At 69.7% G+C, this 17,245-nt stretch carries 18 protein-coding genes; 7 read left to right on the top strand and 11 right to left on the bottom strand.

Translation table 11 applies throughout. The features are described 5' to 3' along the window. Positions 1–13 precede the first annotated feature (13 nt). Together ACIO3S_RS07060 and ACIO3S_RS07055 are read left to right on the top strand one after the other, a co-directional pair. Positions 14–655 carry an SRPBCC family protein gene (locus tag ACIO3S_RS07060; protein ID WP_400460907.1) on the top strand — a complete coding sequence of 214 codons (642 nt, stop codon included), beginning with the start codon at positions 14–16 and terminating at the stop codon, positions 653–655. Between the two features lie 4 nt (positions 656–659). Beyond that, complete coding sequence (locus tag ACIO3S_RS07055; RefSeq protein WP_400460906.1) at positions 660–995, top strand: ArsR/SmtB family transcription factor; 336 nt, start codon at positions 660–662, stop codon at positions 993–995. A gap of 576 nt (positions 996–1,571) precedes the next feature. On the opposite strand, the gene ACIO3S_RS07050 is transcribed toward ACIO3S_RS07055, so the two are convergent. The 5 genes from ACIO3S_RS07050 to ACIO3S_RS07030 all read right to left on the bottom strand — a co-directional run bounded on the left by ACIO3S_RS07050 (position 1,572) and on the right by ACIO3S_RS07030 (position 6,496). Then, on the bottom strand, positions 1,572–2,846 hold the full coding sequence (locus ACIO3S_RS07050) for a DUF222 domain-containing protein (protein WP_400460904.1): 1,275 nt from the start codon (positions 2,844–2,846) through the stop codon (positions 1,572–1,574). A 370-nt stretch (positions 2,847–3,216) separates the two neighbouring features. Beyond that, positions 3,217–3,618: a VOC family protein gene (locus tag ACIO3S_RS07045; RefSeq protein WP_400460902.1), complete on the bottom strand. Its 402-nt coding sequence runs from the start codon at positions 3,616–3,618 to the stop codon at positions 3,217–3,219. After that, positions 3,611–4,018: a holo-ACP synthase gene (locus ACIO3S_RS07040; RefSeq protein ID WP_400460900.1), complete on the bottom strand. Its 408-nt coding sequence runs from the start codon at positions 4,016–4,018 to the stop codon at positions 3,611–3,613. Before ACIO3S_RS07040 ends, ACIO3S_RS07045 begins: the two co-directional genes overlap by 8 nt. Positions 4,019–4,046: 28 nt before the next feature. Further along, a complete protein-coding gene (locus ACIO3S_RS07035; RefSeq protein ID WP_400460898.1) occupies positions 4,047–4,811 on the bottom strand; it encodes an SGNH/GDSL hydrolase family protein in 765 nt (254 codons plus the stop codon). A 113-nt stretch (positions 4,812–4,924) separates the two neighbouring features. After that, positions 4,925–6,496, bottom strand: coding sequence for a class I adenylate-forming enzyme family protein (locus tag ACIO3S_RS07030; RefSeq protein ID WP_400460896.1), 1,572 nt, complete (start codon positions 6,494–6,496; stop codon positions 4,925–4,927). A gap of 164 nt (positions 6,497–6,660) precedes the next feature. On the opposite strand from ACIO3S_RS07030, the gene ACIO3S_RS07025 reads away from it, so the two are divergent. The 4 genes from ACIO3S_RS07025 to ACIO3S_RS07010 are packed head-to-tail and all read left to right on the top strand — an operon-like array spanning position 6,661 to position 10,272. Continuing rightward, positions 6,661–7,317, top strand: coding sequence for a hypothetical protein (locus tag ACIO3S_RS07025; RefSeq protein WP_400460894.1), 657 nt, complete (start codon positions 6,661–6,663; stop codon positions 7,315–7,317). A gap of 4 nt (positions 7,318–7,321) precedes the next feature. Then, positions 7,322–8,563 carry an MFS transporter gene (locus ACIO3S_RS07020; protein WP_400460892.1) on the top strand — a complete coding sequence of 414 codons (1,242 nt, stop codon included), beginning with the start codon at positions 7,322–7,324 and terminating at the stop codon, positions 8,561–8,563. Beyond that, positions 8,560–9,591 (top strand): hypothetical protein, encoded by a 1,032-nt coding sequence (locus ACIO3S_RS07015; protein WP_400460890.1) that lies wholly within the window; start codon positions 8,560–8,562, stop codon positions 9,589–9,591. Before ACIO3S_RS07020 ends, ACIO3S_RS07015 begins: the two co-directional genes overlap by 4 nt. Positions 9,592–9,651: 60 nt before the next feature. After that, the gene (locus tag ACIO3S_RS07010) at positions 9,652–10,272 is read left to right on the top strand and encodes a DapH/DapD/GlmU-related protein (RefSeq protein WP_400460888.1); all 621 of its coding nucleotides are present in this window, start codon (positions 9,652–9,654) and stop codon (positions 10,270–10,272) included. A 19-nt stretch (positions 10,273–10,291) separates the two neighbouring features. Here ACIO3S_RS07010 and ACIO3S_RS07005 read toward each other — a convergent pair whose 3' ends face one another. Next, on the bottom strand, positions 10,292–10,966 hold the full coding sequence (locus tag ACIO3S_RS07005; RefSeq protein ID WP_400460886.1) for a LuxR C-terminal-related transcriptional regulator: 675 nt from the start codon (positions 10,964–10,966) through the stop codon (positions 10,292–10,294). Further along, entirely contained in the window at positions 10,953–11,723 is a 771-nt protein-coding gene (locus tag ACIO3S_RS07000) for a sensor histidine kinase (RefSeq protein ID WP_400460884.1), read from the bottom strand. Before ACIO3S_RS07000 ends, ACIO3S_RS07005 begins: the two co-directional genes overlap by 14 nt. A gap of 252 nt (positions 11,724–11,975) precedes the next feature. Here ACIO3S_RS07000 and ACIO3S_RS06995 point away from each other — a divergent pair, with 252 nt between their 5' ends. Next, positions 11,976–13,064: an LCP family protein gene (locus ACIO3S_RS06995; protein WP_400460882.1), complete on the top strand. Its 1,089-nt coding sequence runs from the start codon at positions 11,976–11,978 to the stop codon at positions 13,062–13,064. 104 nt (positions 13,065–13,168) lie between these two features. Here the strand turns inward: ACIO3S_RS06995 and ACIO3S_RS06990 are convergent, their stop codons facing one another. From ACIO3S_RS06990 to ACIO3S_RS06975, 4 genes are read right to left on the bottom strand one after another with little or no spacing between them, the layout of a single operon-like run. Continuing rightward, positions 13,169–14,518 (bottom strand): LLM class flavin-dependent oxidoreductase, encoded by a 1,350-nt coding sequence (locus ACIO3S_RS06990; protein ID WP_400460880.1) that lies wholly within the window; start codon positions 14,516–14,518, stop codon positions 13,169–13,171. Further along, complete coding sequence (locus ACIO3S_RS06985; RefSeq protein ID WP_400460878.1) at positions 14,518–15,279, bottom strand: ABC transporter ATP-binding protein; 762 nt, start codon at positions 15,277–15,279, stop codon at positions 14,518–14,520. Before ACIO3S_RS06985 ends, ACIO3S_RS06990 begins: the two co-directional genes overlap by 1 nt. After that, on the bottom strand, positions 15,252–16,103 hold the full coding sequence (locus ACIO3S_RS06980; RefSeq protein ID WP_400460876.1) for an ABC transporter permease: 852 nt from the start codon (positions 16,101–16,103) through the stop codon (positions 15,252–15,254). Before ACIO3S_RS06980 ends, ACIO3S_RS06985 begins: the two co-directional genes overlap by 28 nt. Next, a complete protein-coding gene (locus tag ACIO3S_RS06975; protein WP_400460874.1) occupies positions 16,103–17,164 on the bottom strand; it encodes an ABC transporter substrate-binding protein in 1,062 nt (353 codons plus the stop codon). The genes ACIO3S_RS06980 and ACIO3S_RS06975 overlap by 1 nt, the downstream gene beginning before the upstream one ends. Between the last annotated feature and the right edge of the window lie 81 nt (positions 17,165–17,245).

The following is a 17,245-nucleotide window of genomic DNA, read 5'->3' as shown; positions in this document are numbered from 1 at the left end:
AACGTCGGCAGGCATGAGCACACCACCCTTCATCCCTGCCGACCACCTCGGCGCCGTGAACCGCGCCCTGACCACCACGACCCGCGGCGGCGAGGAGCTGCGCGTGCTCGTCGTCGAGCGCAGTTACGATGCCGAGCCCGACGAGGTCTGGGACGCGCTGACCACCAAGGAGCGCATCCCCCGCTGGCTGATGCCGGTCACCGGCGACTTCGAGGTCGGCGGCCGCTACCAGCTCGAGGGCAACGCCGGCGGCGAGATCCTCGCCTGCGACCGACCGAAGCTGCTCTCGATCACCTGGGCATACGGCGACATGATGTCCTGGGTCGACGCGACCCTGACCGCCTCCGGCGGCCGTACGCTGCTCCGCCTCGAGCACTCCGCCCCCGTCCCGCCGGAGCAGTGGAAGGAGTTCGGTCCCAGTGCCGTCGGCATCGGCTGGGAGCAGATGCTGCTCGGCCTGGCCCTCCACCTCTCCGCCCCCGAGGCCGAGAAGATGGATCCGATGTCCCCCGACGCACTGCCCGCGATGATCGAGCACACCCAGGGCTCCGCCGCCGCCTGGGTCGAGGCCGACATCGCCTTCGGCACCTCCCCCGACCAGGCCCGCGCTGCCGGTGAGCGCTGCGTCGCCGCCTACACCGCGATGCCGGACTAGCCACTTGCACGCCTTCGACGTCCTCGGCGACCCCGTACGCCGCCGCATCCTCGAGCTCCTCGCCGACGACGACCTCACCTCCGGCGAGATCGTCGAGACCATCTCGGCGGAGTTCGGCATCCGCCAGCCCGCCGTCTCCATGCAGCTCAAGGTCCTGCGCGAGCACGGCTTCGCCAACGTACGCCCCGTCGGCACCCGCCGCATCTACTCCATCGACACCGGCCCCATGGCCGAGGTCGACGCCTGGCTCACCCCCTTCCGCCGCTTCTGGACCCAGCACCTCGACGCTCTCGACACCGAGATTCGAAGGGGGCGTCGGAAGGGTTCTACGGAGGACTGAAGCCGCATGAGGCACCGGCCGCCGACCCGTTACGGAGGGTGTTCTCGCCGAACCCCGGAGTCAAGGACGGCCTTCGGCCGCCGGCTTCGCCGGCCGCTTCGCGGTCCTTGACACCGGGCTCCGCCGAGAATTTTGGCTGGCTATCGGGTCGGCGGCAGGGTCTGGCGCAGCGGATTCAGTTGAGTGCCGGCTTGGGGGCTGTGGCTGGTCGTGCGCCGGGGGATCGTGTCTCGTGGGGTGACTACGGCAGTGGGCGTGACCTCGTCAACCGTTCACAAGGTTGCCGTCGGCTCTGCCCGGGTCGGGTTCGGTCAAGGCAGGTCATCAGTTCCCCACTGATCCGGAGAGATCCCCACGGGCATGGAGGTTCCCCATGCTCCGGAACGTGGGGAACCTCCACTGGAGTGGGGAAGTGTCCTCGCCGGTGGGGAGCGGCGGGCGTGGAGTCGAGAAACGTGGCCGGAACGCTCACTTGCGCACCGGGACAGGCGCCTTCAGCAAGAGCTGACACCGGTCGACGGTTGGGGTTCTCGCCTCGCGGCCGGGACCCGGTGAAGTGGTTCCTCGCCCAGTCGGTTAGGGGCGGCGGGTGAACCTGATGGTGCCGTCGGGTAGTCGCTCATGGACGTAGGCCGCGTTGTGGGCCAGGCGGTGATGATGCGGGCAGAGCAGCGCCCCGTCCTTGAGATCGGTCTTTCCGCCGGCGGCCCAGGGGTCGAGGTGATGGGCGTCGCACCACTCCGGTGGCATGTCACAACCCTCGGCCTGGCAACACTTCTGCTGCAACCGCAGCGCCTTGCGCTGGATCGGCTGGAAGAACCGGCTGCCCCGGCCAGCGTCGAGGACCTCACTGTCGCCACCCAACACCCAGGGGATGATGGTCGCGTTGCACGCCATCCGCCTGGCCTCCGCCGCGCTGATGGTGGTGCCGTTGGTCTCGTCATAACCCAGGGTCGCGATCCCGAGGTCCTTGCGGAGCTCCTCGAGGCTGATGACCACGTTGATGGTGGTCGCGTCGCCACCGTGACGGGGCAGGGAGGCTGGGTCGATGGTCTCGAGGAGCCGGGCGAAGCCTTGGCCCATCAGCCGTTCCCACGGCGGCAACGGAGCACCCTTGCCGATCAACTGTTGTTTGCGGGGCTGGGCGTAGGCCTCGACCAGCCGCTTGAACCGCATCCCGATCGAGGTCGGCAGGACGCCGTCGAAGCCGACGGTGCCGTCGTGGTTGTCCCAGACCCGTAGCGCGGTCCTCTGCTGGGCACGTTCCTCCTCAGCCAACAATGCTTTGGCTTCGGCGTCCTCAAACCGGGCCGGGTCGATCTCGCGCAGGATCCGTCGTCCGACGATCCGGAGCTCGTTGGCGGTCAGGCGACCGGCGTAGTCGACCAGCAGCTTCTCGGCCAACACCAGGTCCTCGGCGCTGGCGACCGGGTCGGCCTCGATCTTGTCAAGGGCTTGGGTGATCACCCGGGCCTTGTCCTGGGACACCACACCCTCAGCGAGGCCGGCAGCGACGAGGTCGTACTTGGCCACCGCCGCCGCGAGTTTCACCTGGGAGCGAGCCACGGCCTTGTCAACGAGGAGGTCGGTGCGCATCCACCCGGAGGCGTCTTTCGCACCGGTCTCCTCAGCAATATCACCGGCCGCAGCAAGGACTCGCAGCTTCAATGCCGCTTGTTGGGCCTGGAGCTTCTCCAACCGTGCCAGCAGGTCCTTCTTCTGCTCCGTGCGCCAGTAGGCGGGATCGGTCGCGAGGAGGTCGTGGAGGGCGGTCTCGATGGCCTGCAGGGCAGCGTCGATCGCATCGCCGGGGTTGGTGCCCCAGTGGTCGATGTCGCGGCCGAGACTCATCGCCGTTCCTCTCTCAGAGGTGTGCTGTGATGGATCCGATTCTAGGCCTTCACGCGCTCTGGAGCCAATAATTTTCCCAGGTCAAACCCTGTTTTCGCGGTGAGCGAACGACCTCGTTCTTGTGGATGGTAAGTGGCCCGAAGGGCCACCCTTCCGCCCCATCAACCTCACCCGTCCCAAGCAAGATTCCGCTGCGCCACACCCGGGCCGCCGCCCCGATAGCCAGCCAAAATCTTTCTCGACGGGCCCCGGTGTCAAGGACCGCGCAGCGGCCGGCGAAGCCGGCGGCCGCAGGCCGTCCTTGACTCCGGGGTTCGTCGAGAAGACCCTCGAAAACGGGTCGGCGGCCCACCCCAACCCCGAAAGAACCTCAGCGGATCCGAGCCCGACGCCGATCAGTAGTGATGAGCTCGACATTGATCCCAGCAGCCCGGACGAATGCGATGAGCTCGTCGTCGAACATCTCCCCAGGCTGAGGCGGACTGAGCGTACGAGCCCCAGCGACCCCGAGTTCGACCAGAGTCGATTCGAGATCAGGTGCCATGAAGGCCAGGTGATGGAGACCGTACGCATGCGGCCCAGGAGTCACCGGAGTGATGAGCTTGATGGCGATCGAGTCAGGCTTCTCCAGGAATACCCCACGGACCCCGTGACGGGTGTTGACGACCGGATCCGTGACGCGGCGGTAGCCGAAGAGCCGCTCGAAGGCCTCGGCGGTGCGGAGCAGATCGCGGACCTGAATGCCGATGTGGTCGAGTCGGAGGTCAGGCATCGTCACCTCGCATCGGGGTGCCTTCAGCGACGGCGGTGGCAATGGCCATCCGAGGCCCGGGGACGGTGGCGACGCGGACCGTGGTGACCCCGGCGAGAGCCGCGAGATCGGCCGCGGGGCCGTCGAGAGAGACCGAGAGCGACCCAGGAGCATCCTCGAGCACGATGATCCCGCGCCACGGCAGCGGCCCGGACCATTCGCCGGGACCGAGGGCCTTCCAGACGGCCTCCTTGGCGGCGTACCGCATCGCGAAGGCCGTGGCGGGGGTCGTGGCGGCCATGCACTGGGCGATCTCGGCGTCGGTGAACCAGCGCACCGCGAATCCGGAACCACGCATCGCCAGGAGCCGAGCGAAGCGCCTGATGTCGGCGACGTCGATCCCGACCCCCTGCAGGCTCATCGCACGCTCATCGCCCTGTGTCAGCACCTCAGGCGACCGGACTGTGGGTCGCCACCATCTTGAGCAGCTCGGCGGCGACGGCCTCCGAGCCGGTCTCGTTGAGATGACCGCGGTCGAAGGTCAGGTTCTTGTTGAGCACGTAGTAGGTGGTGCCGTCCTGGCTGCGCTCCCCGGTGCCGTCGGCCTCGGCGGCGGCGATGTCGACGAGGCGGCCGGTGGCGCCGTACTTCTCCCGGATCATCGCGTTGTAGCGCTCCCGGGCGATGTTGTCGGCCGGCCCCATCTCGTCGTCGCGGCCCAGGGCCGCCTTGACCTTGGACTTCCAGTTGCGGTCGGCGGTGAGCGGCACGGTCGTGTAGAGGAAACGTACGTCGGGATGGGCTGCCTCGACCTCGTCCATCGTCGACACATAGGCGTCGAAGACGGCCTGCACATCGGTGGAGGCGGTGATGTCGACGTAGCAGAGCTTCATCAGCGCCACGTCGACGTCCTTCCCGGCAGGGCTGTCCACCAGCTTCGTGAACGCGGCGAACTTGCTGAGCGGATCCTCGTTCACCCCGATGTAGGCATGCCGCATCGTCGCAGCCTCCGCATCAGTCAGGCTGGCACCGGAGATCTCGGGGCCAGTCACATCGGCCATGGCCGGCGCCGGCATCGAGGCATCTGCGTACACCTTCGAGACCCCGTCGAGGATGTTCATCCCGACGGAGTTGTGCCCGAAGAGCACCGTGGTCTCCCCCACGACCTGCAGCTCGGACTCGCTGGGCTCCGCGATCGCGACCTGCTCGTTCATCCCTGGACTCCTCAGCAACCATGCCCCAGCCAGTGCGACCGTGACCACCATCACTCCTGCCAACACTCCGGCCAGCAGCTTCACCGAACCGGACACCCTTCTCCTCGCCATCCTCAACCCACCTTGACCCCTTCGAAACCGGCATCATCCGCATCATCGACGTCGTCGTCCTGTCCCTCGGCCGGCTCCTGGGCCAGCCGTAGACACATCGCGCGGACGTCGCGCTTGATGACCTTTCCGTTCGCGTTCAGCGGCAGCGCGTCGACGAAGCGGACGACCTCGGGCACCATGTGCTTCGAGAGTCGCTCGCGACAGTGCGCGATCACGTCGGCGCCGCGCAGCAGCGATCCGCGCCGCCGCACCACCACCAGCTCGACCCGCTCGCCGGCGGCGTCGTCCGGGAGCCCGACCGCGGCCGCCGCCACCACGTCCGGCAGATAGAGAGCCGCGGACTCGACGTCCTGGCTCGCGATCCGGTGCCCCCACGACTTGATGAAGTCCTCGACCCGGTCGACCACGTAGATGTAGCCGTCCTCGTCGACCTTCGCCAGATCTCCCGTACGCAGCATCCCGCCGGGCATCTTGCGGGCCGTCGCCTCGGGGTCGTCGAGATAGCCGGGCGAGATGTTCGCGCCGCTGGCCCAGATCTCGCCGACCTCGCCGGGGGCGACGTGCACCCCGTCGCGGTCGAGCACGCGCAGGTCCACGCCCGGGATGCCTCGGCCGATCGATCCCGGCCGCAGGGAGACCTGCTCCGGCGGGAGGTAGGAGAGCCGCGCGGTGGCCTCGGTCGCGCCGTACATCACGAAGACCCGCGCCTGCGGCTGGGCCCGCGCCATCTGCTCCACCAGAGCGGGGGCCAGTCGGCCGCCGGCCTGCTGGATCGTCCGCAGCGACGGCAGCGCCGTGCTCCCGAAGGTGCTGTTGCGCAGCAGCATCCCGAAGGTCGACGGCACACCGGCGAAGCCGGTGCAGCGTGCGGACGCCATCCGGTCCACCACCGCCTGCGGGAAGACGAACGTCGGCTGGATGATCATCGCGGCACCGGCGCGCAGATGGGTGTGCAGGAGCGAGAGCCCGAAGACGTAGGTGAACGGCAGCACGACCAGCATCCGGTCCTCGGACGTGATGCCGAGGTAGCCGAGGATCGAGGTCGTGTTCGCCTGGATGTTGCGGTGGGTGATCCGCACCGCGCGGGGGTCACCGGTGGTGCCGGAGGTGAACATGTAGAGCGCGTCCTGGTCCGGGTCGACCTCGACCGCGTCGGACAGCTCGACCGGCGTCGATCGCTGCTTCGGGACCAGCCGCTCCTTCCGCTCCACCACGACCGGGAGGCTCCGGGGCAGGCTCAGCCTCAGCGCCTCGGCCTGAGCGCGGCCCACCAGCAGCGCGTCGGCGCCGACCCAGCGCGCCCGGGCCACCACCTCCTCGGTCGGCAGCGTGACGGCCAGCGGCACCACGATCAGCCCCATCCGGAGAGCCGCGAGATAGGCCGAGGTCCAGAACAGCCCGTTGGGCGCCATGATCCCGACCGGCGTGCCCGGATTCAGACCGAGCACGGAGAGCCGTCCCATGAGCACGGACACGCTGGCTCGCAGCTCTTCGAAGGTGTACTCGCGACCCGCTTCGGCGAGCGCGATCGAATCCTCGGGCGCGTGCTCGAGAAGAAAGTCGGCTGTGTTCAACGTGGCCCGTCCCCCGGGATGCTTGGGCCGGGACCGTTCCCGGCTACGGCAACGTCGCATGCCTCACCTCGACCGGCGGTGGGCCACTCGGCAGGCTGCCTGAAATTGAGTACGCGACCCACCCATCGGTCCCGACTCGACTCCGCTACGCGTCGACTGGTCCCGTGAACCTCAAGCGCCTCCTCATGTTCGTGCTGCTCGGCGTGCTCGTCGGCGTCGCGATCTTCTGGATGCCGGGGCGCTTCGCCGACTCCTCGTCCGGCAACGACGGTGGAGGCTCGACCTCGGCGTCCCCGTCCGGCTCGCCGGGAGCCGAAGCCAGCTCGGATGCGAGCGCCGGATCGGGGTCCGGCCGGAAGTCGGATCCCGAGCCCGCGACCGAGGCGCTGCCGGAGGCGGCCTCGACGCCGAGCGAGTCGGGCCTGCCCGGACTCACCGAGAAGCCGCGTACGAAGACGGCGGCGCTGATCTCGGAGCCGCTGCCCAAGCAGGCGGTCCGCAAGGGCACGCTCGTGGCCGGCTACCCGGCAGCGCTCGAACCCCCGTCGCGCACCACGGTCGACGTCTCCAGCGTCTCGCCCACCAAGGACGCGCTCCAGGTTGCACTGACCGCGAGCTGCCGGAAACCCTGCGACGTACTGCGGCACTTCCGGACCCGCCTCGCGCAGCACGGCTTCAAGGAGGTCACGACCACATCGGTCGAGAACACTCCCGCGATGTCGATGCACCGAGGCGACGAGACGGTGAGCGTCACGGTCACCCACACCGGCCGCCGCAACGTCGACTTCACCCTCTACTCCGTCCTCCACACGAAGACCTGAGCCGGTGTACCTGTCTCTCAGCGACCGTCCCACCTCGAGTGCCGAGCCGCGGCAGACCGGCGGGCGGGTCTCCCGGACGGTCGTCACCCTCGGCATCGTCAGCCTGCTGACCGACATCTCCTCGGAGTCGGTCTCGGCGATCCTGCCGCTCTACCTGACCGCGGTGGTCGGGCTCTCTCCGGTGGCCTACGGGCTCATCGACGGGCTCTACCAGGGCGTCTCCTCGCTGGTGCGGATCGCGGCCGGGTGGGCGGCCGACCGCACCGACCGGCCGCAGCCTGTGGCGCTGGCCGGCTACGCGATGAGCGCGGTCGCGCGGCTCGGCCTGATCTTCGCCGGTGGCTTCGGGACGATCTCGGCGGCGATCTCGCTGGACCGGGTCGGCAAGGGCGTACGCACGGCTCCGCGCGACGCGATGATCGCCGCCTCCAGCGACCCGGCGCACCTCGGCCGCAGCTTCGGCGCCCACCGGGCGCTGGACACGATCGGGGCGACGCTGGGGCCGCTGCTGGCGTTCGTGATCCTGTGGCGGATCGCCGACGGCTACGACACCGTGCTGGTCGTCTCGCTCGGCTTCGCGGTGCTCGGGGTGGCGACGATGGCTTGCTTCGTGCCGTTCCGCACCGGCGCCGTCCGCCGGACCGCTCCTCGTCGCAGCGAGCCGCGCCCCAAGGTGCGTTGGCGCACCGTGCTCACGCCCGGTCTCGCGCGGGTGACCGGGGTGTCCGCCGTACTCGCCCTGCTCACCATCGGTGACGGGTTCGTCTACCTGGCGCTGCTGGAGACCGGCGGCTTCGCGGCGCAGTGGTTCCCGGTCCTCTACGTCGGGACCAACCTCGCCTACCTCGCCCTGGCCGTCCCGCTGGGCCGGCTCGCGGACCGGGTCGGGCGGGTCCGGGTCCTCGTGCTCGGCCACCTTCCGCTCGCAGCGGCCTACCTGTGCGCCGCGACCGGGTCCGGCGCGCTCTGGACGACGTGCGCCGCGGTGCTCCTCCTCGGCGTCTTCTACGCCGCGACCGACGGCACCCTGGCCGCCGTCGCCGGGCAGCTGGTCCCCGAGACCGTACGCGCCAGCGGTATCGCCACCGCCCAGACCGCCGTCGCGCTGGCTCGCCTCGTCGCGGCGACCGGCTTCGGCCTGCTCTGGTACGCCGTCGGCCCCCGGGTCGCGATGCTCGCGGTCTGCGTGGTGCTGCTCGCCGCGATCCCGGCCGGGCTCGCGGTGATGCGCAGGGCGGTGCGATGACGACGTTCTGGGTCAAGCAGCGCACGGCGATCTTCGGTGCGATCGTCGTGCTCGTCACGGCCGGTGTGACGGCGTACGCCCTCTCCGCGATCGCGGAGAACGACCGGCGTACGTCCCGGGCGACCGACGCGACGACGACCTCCCTGACGCAGATCGAGAAGGGGCCCAGGATCCTCTTCCGGCACACCGGACGCGACGCCGACTACGGCCACGTCGGCGCCGTGGCGCTGGCCGACCCCGGCGGCGCCCGAGCGCTCACCGACCTGAGCTGCGACCGGGTCTACGCGCAGGTGCGCTCGGTCTCGTGCCTGACGACCGAGCGGGGCGTGGTGAGCCGCTACCGCGCGACCGACCTGGCGACCTCGGACCCGGGGAAGGCCTGGCGAGAGGTCGACGGGACCGACCTGCCGGGGCTGCCCAGCCGCACCCGGATCTCGCCGGACGGGCAGCTGGTCTCCTCGACGGTGTTCGTCAACGGCGACTCCTACATGGTCAGCGGCTTCTCGACGCGCACCCTGATCCGCCGGATCGGTGGGGCGAGCTACGGAGATCTGGAGAAGTTCAGGCTGGTCGTCGACGGCCGCAAGGTCTCCCCGGTCGACCGCAACATCTGGGGCATCACCTTCGCCGACGACGACCGCACCTTCTACGCCACGGTCGCCACGGGCGGGCGGACCTACCTCGCCCGCGGCGACCTCACCGAACGCTCGCTGACGACCATCGCCGACCACGTCGAGTGCCCGTCCCTCTCCCCCGACGGCACCCGGATCGCGTTCAAGGAGGCCGACAAGGACGGCACCCGGTGGACTCCCGCGGTCCTCGACCTCGCCACCGGCCGGCGCACCGTGCTCGCCGGTGAGACCCACAGCATCGACGACCAGATCGAGTGGCTCGACGACGACACCGTCCTCTACGGCCTGGAGCGCGAGGGCGAGCCCGTCAGCGACGTCTGGGCGCTCGACACCACGGCCTCCGCGACCCCGCGCGTGCTCGTCCCGGAGGCGGCCTCGCCCGCGGTTCTACGCTGAATCGGGTACTCCATCCCGGGTCTGTCCCACCCGCCGTCCGAGTCCCGGTTTGCTAGGGGGATGACCCTCGAGAAGACCGGCTCCGAGACTCGGATCGAGCCCAGTGCGGATGTCGACGCCCGCGCCACGATCGGCGCCGGGACCCTCGTGTGGCACCTGGCCCAGGTCCGCGAGCACGCCCGGGTCGGCAGCGAGTGCATCATCGGCCGCGGGGCGTACGTCGGTCCCGGCGTCGTGGTGGGAGACCGCTGCAAGATCCAGAACCATGCGCTGGTCTACGAGCCGGCGGTGCTCGAGGACGGCGCGTTCGTCGGGCCGGCGGTGGTGTTCACCAACGACTACCTCCCCCGCGCCGTCAACCCGGACGGCACCCTCAAGGACGGCGAGGACTGGGAAGCCGTCGGCGTGACCGTACGCACCGGCGCCAGCATCGGCGCCCGGGCCGTCTGTATTGCGCCGGTCACCATCGGCGCCTGGGCGATGGTCGCGGCAGGCGCCGTGGTCACCCGCGACGTACCCGACCACGCGCTGGTCGTCGGGGTCCCGGCGCAGCGGATGGGCTGGGTCGGGCACGCGGGGGCGCCGCTGGTCGCCCAGGGAGATGCCTGGCGCTGCCCGAAGACGGGCACGCTCTACGTCCTGCGCGGGACGAGCGAGGACGACGGCCTGGTCGCGGTCTGACGAGCCGATCGACCCAGGGTCAGGCGGCCCGCCACTCGGCCTTGTGGGCGATGCTGACCGCCGCGATCTGCGAGGAGACGCCGAGCTTGGCGAGGATCGACTTCACCTGGGTGCGCACCGTCGCCTCGGACACGACGCGGAGCTTGGCGATGTCGCCGACCGTGAAGCCCTCCATCAGGTGCTCGAGCACCTGCGACTCCCGCGGGGAGAGCTGGGCGAGCCTGCGACGGATCTCGATGATGCCCTGCTCCTGCCCCGCCCACGCCCGGATCAGGCGCTCGCGGTCGTCGACGTCGAGCACGCTGTGACCGTAGTTGAGCCTGCGTACGGTGCCCAGGATCTCGCCGAGCGGCACCGTCTTGGACAGGACCGTGCGAGCCCCGACGTGGAGGGCGTGCCCCCAGCGGGTCTCGTCGGTCGAGCCCGTCACCACGACGACGTCGGCCCCCGCCCGGGCGAGCGGCGCGATGAGGCGTACGCCCGAACCGTGCTGGCCCAGGTCGAGGTCGAGCAGGACGATCCGCGGCTGGGACCTCATGATCAGCGAGGTGAGCTTGGCCTCCGAGGGCGGCTCCTCGGGCAGGTCGACGCGGTGGGCGTCGTAGCCCTCGAAGGTGAGGGCCAGCTCGAGAGACTCGGCGAACAGGGTGTGGTCCTCGACGATGACCACCTTCACCCTCTTACGCGGCGACACCACGGCGACCTCCCCGGGTCGGGGTGTCGTGCTGGTCGGCCCCGTCGCCTGCCCTGCCATCGGCACAGCCGAGCATCGGGATGCCGAGGACGAAGGTGGTGCGCTCGCTCGCCTCGACCAGCTCGAGGTAGCCGCCCTGGCGTTCCATCAGGTCTCGCGCGGCGTGCAGGCCGATGCCTTGGCCCGTCGACCCTGGTCGGCTGACTCCCCACGCGAAGATCCGACGGCGCAGCTCGGGCGCGACCCCCGGCCCGTCGTCGGTGACCGCGATCTCCACCGAGGTGCTCGTCGGCTCGGCGGCACGTACCTCGATCCGGACCGATCCGCTCCCGTGGGCGGCAGCGTTGTCGAGGAGCACGTTGAGCGCCTCGGTCAGCTGGTCGGAGTCGCCTAGCGCCAGCATCCTGCTGGGGCGCCACACCACGTCGGTGCCCTTGGCCTCGTGGGCGAGCACCATCGTGGCCACCACGGAGTCGACGTCGATCACCTCGGCCCGCATCTCACCGGCCCGCATCTCACCGGCCCGCATCTCATCGGCCCCCGGCTCCGGGATCTCCGCCCTCGCGGCATCCTGCTGCCGGCGGACCATCCGCTCGAGCCGCTCCAGCTCGCTCTGCACCATCGCCGTCATCGCTGCCCGCCGGTCGTCACCGATCGCGCCGGGCGAGTTGAGCAGCGTGGTCGCCGCCCGGATCCCGGCCAGCGCGGAGGCAGCCTCGTGCAGCCGGGCACGTTCATCCCGACCGACTCTTGACATCGACACAGCTCTCCCCTGGTCATCCTCGTCGTGCCGCGCCCTCCCAAGACGCAGCCAGGCGGCATGAAACACGCGTGGACCCGAAGGTCCGACATGAACAGCGCCGTACGGCAAAGGGACTTTACTCACTCAGCCCGGGGGACGGATCGCCTACCTATTTTTGGTTACCGGCCGTTACCGACTGGTGCCTCAAATTGAGGAATGGCGAGCATCTGGACCCCATATGGAGGGAGTCCCGGGTCCCATACTCAGGTGGCCATCCTCGATCATCCGCCCGTGCCGCCGCAGCCGGAGCCTGCGGACGAGCCCCCCGCGCGCGGATGGCGTCGGGCTCGCAAGCCGTTGATCGGGCTGCTCGTGTGCCTTCTCCTGCTCTGCGCCGCGGCCCTGACCGGGATCCTGTGGCTCCAGGCGAAGGTGGAGGGAAACATCCAGCGGCTGCCCGACACGTTCACCGGCCTCACCGACCGGCCCGCCAAGCCCACCTCCGGGTCGGCCGCCGACGCGATGAACATCCTGGTCCTCGGCACCGACACCCGATCCGACGCACCCACCACCGGAGCCGAGGCGCCCGGCTGGGAGCCGGGCCAGGCACGCTCCGACACCATGCTGCTCGTCCACATCGACGGCGACCGCGACTCCGCCTCGGTGATCTCGATCCCGCGCGACTCCTGGGTCGACATCCCCGGCCACGGCAAGGGCAAGGTCAACTGGGCCTACTCCTTCGGTGGCCCCAACCTCACGGTCGAGACCGTCGAGAAGATGACCGACGTACGCATCGACCACCTCACCGTCATCGACTGGGACGGCTTCAAGGCCCTCACCGATGCGATCGGTGGCGTCGACATCGACATCCCGAAGACCGTCTACGACTCCGCCCGCGACGTCCGCTGGGAGGCCGGCCGCCACCACCTGGACGGCGAGCAGGCGCTCCTCTACGTACGCCAGCGCTACGGTCTCCAGGATGGTGACCTCGACCGCGTAGCCCGCCAGCAGGCCTTCCTGCGCACGCTCCTCAAGCAGACCCTCGAGCAGGAGCTGCGCAAGAACCCCGACCAGGTCCTCGACCTCCTCGCCCTCTTCTCGAAGCACGCCTCCGTCGACGACGACTGGTCCACCACCCAGATGGCCAAGCTCGCCGCCTCCCTCCGCAACCTGCGCACCGACGACATCAGCTATCTGACCGTCCCCACCGACGGCACCGGCATGGTCGGCGACCAGTCAGTCGTACGCCTCGACCCCTCCCGCGACCGCGACCTGTGGCGCGCTGTCCGTGAGGATCGGATGGGCGATTGGGCTGAGGACAACCAGGACCTGCTCACCCCCGACGTCGTCCGCTGACCCGCCGAGTCGGCTCATCCTGACCGCAGAACAGGCCGAGTCGGCGCGTTATGACGAGCCGACTCGGCATGAAGGTCGGTCAGGACGAGCCGAGTCGGCGGGGTTCAGGAGGCGGCCTCGACCTCCGTCACACCCGGGACGAGGCGGTTGGCGGGGCACGGTAGGCCGTAGTGATCCCGGAGGGTTGCCCCGGTGTATTCGGTGCGGAACAGGCCTCGCTCCTGGAGGATCGGCACGACCTTCGCGGTGAACGCCTCGATGCCCGAGGGCAGCACGGCAGGCATGATGTTGAACCCGTCAGCAGCACCGTTCTCGAAATAGTGCTGGATCGTGTCAGCAACCTGGACAGGGGTCCCGGTGAAGGTGCGGTGACCACGCCCACCACCCAGTTTCCCGATCAGCTCACGGACCGTCAGTCGATCACGACGAGCCCAGTCGACGACAAGGGTGTAGCGGCTCTTGGCACCCTCGATGGAGTCCTCCGAAGGCAGATCGTCGGGCAGCTCCGCATCCAGGTCCAGCCGCGAGGGATCGACCCGGAGCAGCTGAGCGAGCTGGGCGAGGGCGTACTCCGGAGCGATCAGCCGGTCGAGCTCGGCCTCGAGCTCACGCGCCTCGGCTTCGGTCTCGCCGAGGATCGGGACGATGCCGGGGAGGACCAGTACGTGGTCGGGGTTGCGGCCGGCCGCCACGACCCGGCGCTTGATGTCGGCATAGAACGCCTGGCTCTCGGCCAAGGTCGGCTGAGCGGTGAAGATCGCCTCGGCCCAGCGGGCCGCGAACTCCTTGCCGTCGTCGGAGGAGCCGGCCTGGACGAGCAGCGGGTGGCCCTGCGGCGGACGGGCCAGGTTGAGCGGGCCCTCCACCGAGAAGTGAGGCCCCACATGAGAGATCGGCCGAATCCGGTCACCGAGCGCATGCACCCCGGCGTCCTTGTCCGCCACGATCGCGTCGTCGGCCCAGCTGTCCCAGAGCTTGGTCGCCACCTCCAGGAACTCAGAGGCCCGCTCGTAGCGGGTCTTGTGCAGCGGCTGCCCCTCCAGACCGAAGTTGCGCGCTGCGGCGTCCCCTGCGGTCGTGACGATGTTCCACCCGGCCCGACCGCCGGAGATGTGGTCCACCGAGGCGAGCCGACGGGCGAGATTGAACGGCTCGTTGTACGACGTCGAGGCGGTGGCGATCAGGCCGATGTGCTGCGTGGAGACCGCGAGCGCGGACAGCAGCACGGTCGGCTCGATCCGCCCCGACGGCCGACGGCCCGGCTCACCGAACATGGCCGGGGAGTCGGCGAGGAACAGCGAGTCGAACTTGGCCTCCTCCGCCACCCGCGCCAGATGCTGATGCGCCGAGAGCGAGAGGTTGGCGTGCGGGTCCGAGGCAGGCAGCCGCCAGGACGCCTCGTGGTGACCGGTGTCGAGCAGGAACAGGTTGAAGTGGAGCTGTCGGGCACCCATCAGGCCACCTCCTCCTCAGCCGACTCGACCACACCGAGCTCGGCCAGCAGCTGGGCCCGCAGCGACGCGAACCGCGGGTCGCCCGGGCTCCGCTTGGCGCCCAGGTCGATCCGGAGGTCGGAGCCGACGACGCCGTCGACCAGCACGATCACCCGGTCGGCGAGCGCGATCGCCTCGTCGACGTCGTGGGTGACCAGCAGGATCGCGGGGTTGTGAGCGGCGTACAGCTTCTTGAGGAGCTTGTGCATCTTGATCCGGGTCAGCGCGTCCAAGGCGCCGAACGGCTCGTCGGCGAGCAGCAGCTGTGGGTCGCGGACCAGCGACCGCGCCAGCGCCGCTCGCTGCTGCTCACCACCGGAGAGCTCGTGCGGCCAGGCCTTGTCGCGGCCCTCGAGGCCGACCTCGGAGAGCGCCTCGAGACCACGGGCTCGGGCGTCGGCACCAGGCAGACCCAGGACCACGTTGTCCAGCACCCGCCGCCACGGCAGCAGCCTGGAGTCCTGGAAGACGACCGAGACCCGCTCGGGCACCTCCACGACACCCGAGCCCGAGACGGCGCGGTCGAGGCCGGCCAGCGCCCGAAGCAGAGTGGACTTACCCGAACCCGAGCGCCCGATCAGCGCTACGAACTCGCCGCGGGCGATGGTGAGGTCGAGCCCGTTGAGCACCCCGCCCGCCTCGGAGAAGCTGCGGCGCAGCCCCTCGACGCGTACGGCGGATCCTTCGGGTGCCGTCAGTGACTCTCCAGCGTGCGTCGCCATGCCAGTGCCTTCCTCTCGGTGAAGCGGACGATGCCGTCGGCGACCAGGCCCAGCAGGGCGTAGACGACCAGGCCGACGACGATGATCTCGGTCTGGCCGTAGCTGGACGCGAGGGTGATCATGTGGCCGATACCGCTGGTCGCGTTGACCTGCTCGACGACCACGAGCGACAGCAGCGCGTTGAGCACCGCGAACCGCAGCCCGAGCAGGAAGCCCGGCGTCGCGCCTGGCAGCACGACATGCCGGACGAACGCGCCGCGCCCCAGGCTGACGGTCTCGGCGAGCTCCGCGTAGCGGCTGTCGATGCCACGCAGCCCGTTGTGGGTGTGGATGTAGATCGGGATGAGTACGCCGAGCGCGATCGTGATCACCTTCATCGGCTCCCCGATCCCCAGCCACAGGATCAGCAGCGGCATCAGCGCCAGGCTCGGGATGGCCCGCTTGACCTGCACCGGACCGTCGATCACCGCCTCCCCGACCCGGCTGAGCCCGGAGACCAGCGCCAGCGCCAGCCCGACGCCGACCCCGATCACCAGCCCGAGCGCGGCCCGGTAGGCCGAGGTCGCGAGCGCCTCAGGAAGCCGCCCGTCGGCGATCAGCCGCTGAGCGGTCTCGACGACCACCCACGGCTCGGACAACGTACGCGGATCGAGCACGCCCGTCGCCGAGGCGAGGCACCACAGCCCCAGGAGCAGGATCGGCCCGATCCACAGCGTGCCGGGGACCCGCGGCCCCGGGCCGAGCCGTCGGCGTACGACCCTCTTGTCGGTGATCTTCTCGGAGACGACGCCGACGATCGGCGCCTCGACTGCCGTGGTCGCCATCACCGACCGCCCTTCACGGCCTCTGCGATGACCTTCTCGTAGCGGCGGTCATAGAGCTCGGCGACGTTCAGCTTCGGATGGTTCTGCTCCTCCGAGAGGATGTCCGCGGTCTCCTGCTGGCGCTCGATGAAGTCGTCCCAGTTCTCCGGGATGACGTTCTGCCCGGAGGTCTCGAAGACCTTCTTGCCGTCCTCGAAGGTCAGCCCCTCGTGGTCGACGTAGTAGGCCTGGATCCACTCGTCCGGGTGCTCGTCGACCCACTTCTCGGCCTTGACCCACAGCCCGAGGAAGTCCTTGAACGCGGCCGCCTTGCCGGCGTCCTCGAAGGTCTTCTCCGGCCCGTAGATGAGGGTCGAGTCGTCGCGGATGCCGGTGCGGATCGAGGTGGCACCGTCGCGACCGTACTTGGCCAGATAGGAGGTCAGCTGCGGCCCGCCGAGCGGGGCGACGTCGACCTGGTTGGAGGCCAGCGCGTTGGAGAAGGTGTCGTCGACGCTCTGGATCTCGACCAGCTCGACATCCTTCTGGGTGAGCCCGGCAGCCCTGAGCGTCTTGAGGACCAGCGCGCCCTGGGCCTGGCCGGGCGAGTAGGCGATCTTCTTCCCTTTCAGGTCCTCGACCGTCTCGACCTTCGACTTCGGCGCGATGCCGAGCTCGTAGATCGGATTGTCGAGCGGGTCCGGGTTCTCGGTGACCGCGACGATCGTGACCGGGGTGTCGGTCCAGGTCGCGAAGAGCGGCGGGATCTCGGCGACGTAGCTCGCATCCAGCGCGTCGGCGCGGAACGCCTCGATGCTCTTCGGGCCCCCGGAGATGTTGGCCCACTCGATCTCGTAGCCCTCGACCTCGTCGATCAGGCCGGACGTCTTCAGCGCGACCTCGATCGGCGGGAGCCCGAGGCGCAGGACGGTCCCCTCCGGGACCTGGTCGGGGAGCGCCGCGTCGGCGGCGAGCTTGGAAGCACTGGACGCATCGGCGCCGCCGCACGCCGTCAGCCCCAGGAGCAGGGTCGAGAGAACGGCGGCGATGGCGGTCAGGCGCGGTGGGGTGGGGCGGATCATGGCTCTCCTCTGGTTGGTCCGTCCAAACCAGAGTAAGTCACTAGAGTTTAGCCATAAATGGCTGTTCGGATCCTGAGACCG

Origin of the sequence: Nocardioides sp. NPDC087217, from assembly GCF_044744805.1 — a bacterium.
Lineage (GTDB): Bacteria > Actinomycetota > Actinomycetes > Propionibacteriales > Nocardioidaceae > Nocardioides.
Note: the sequence above shows the minus strand (reverse complement) of the source record. Positions and strands in the feature narration are given on the sequence as shown.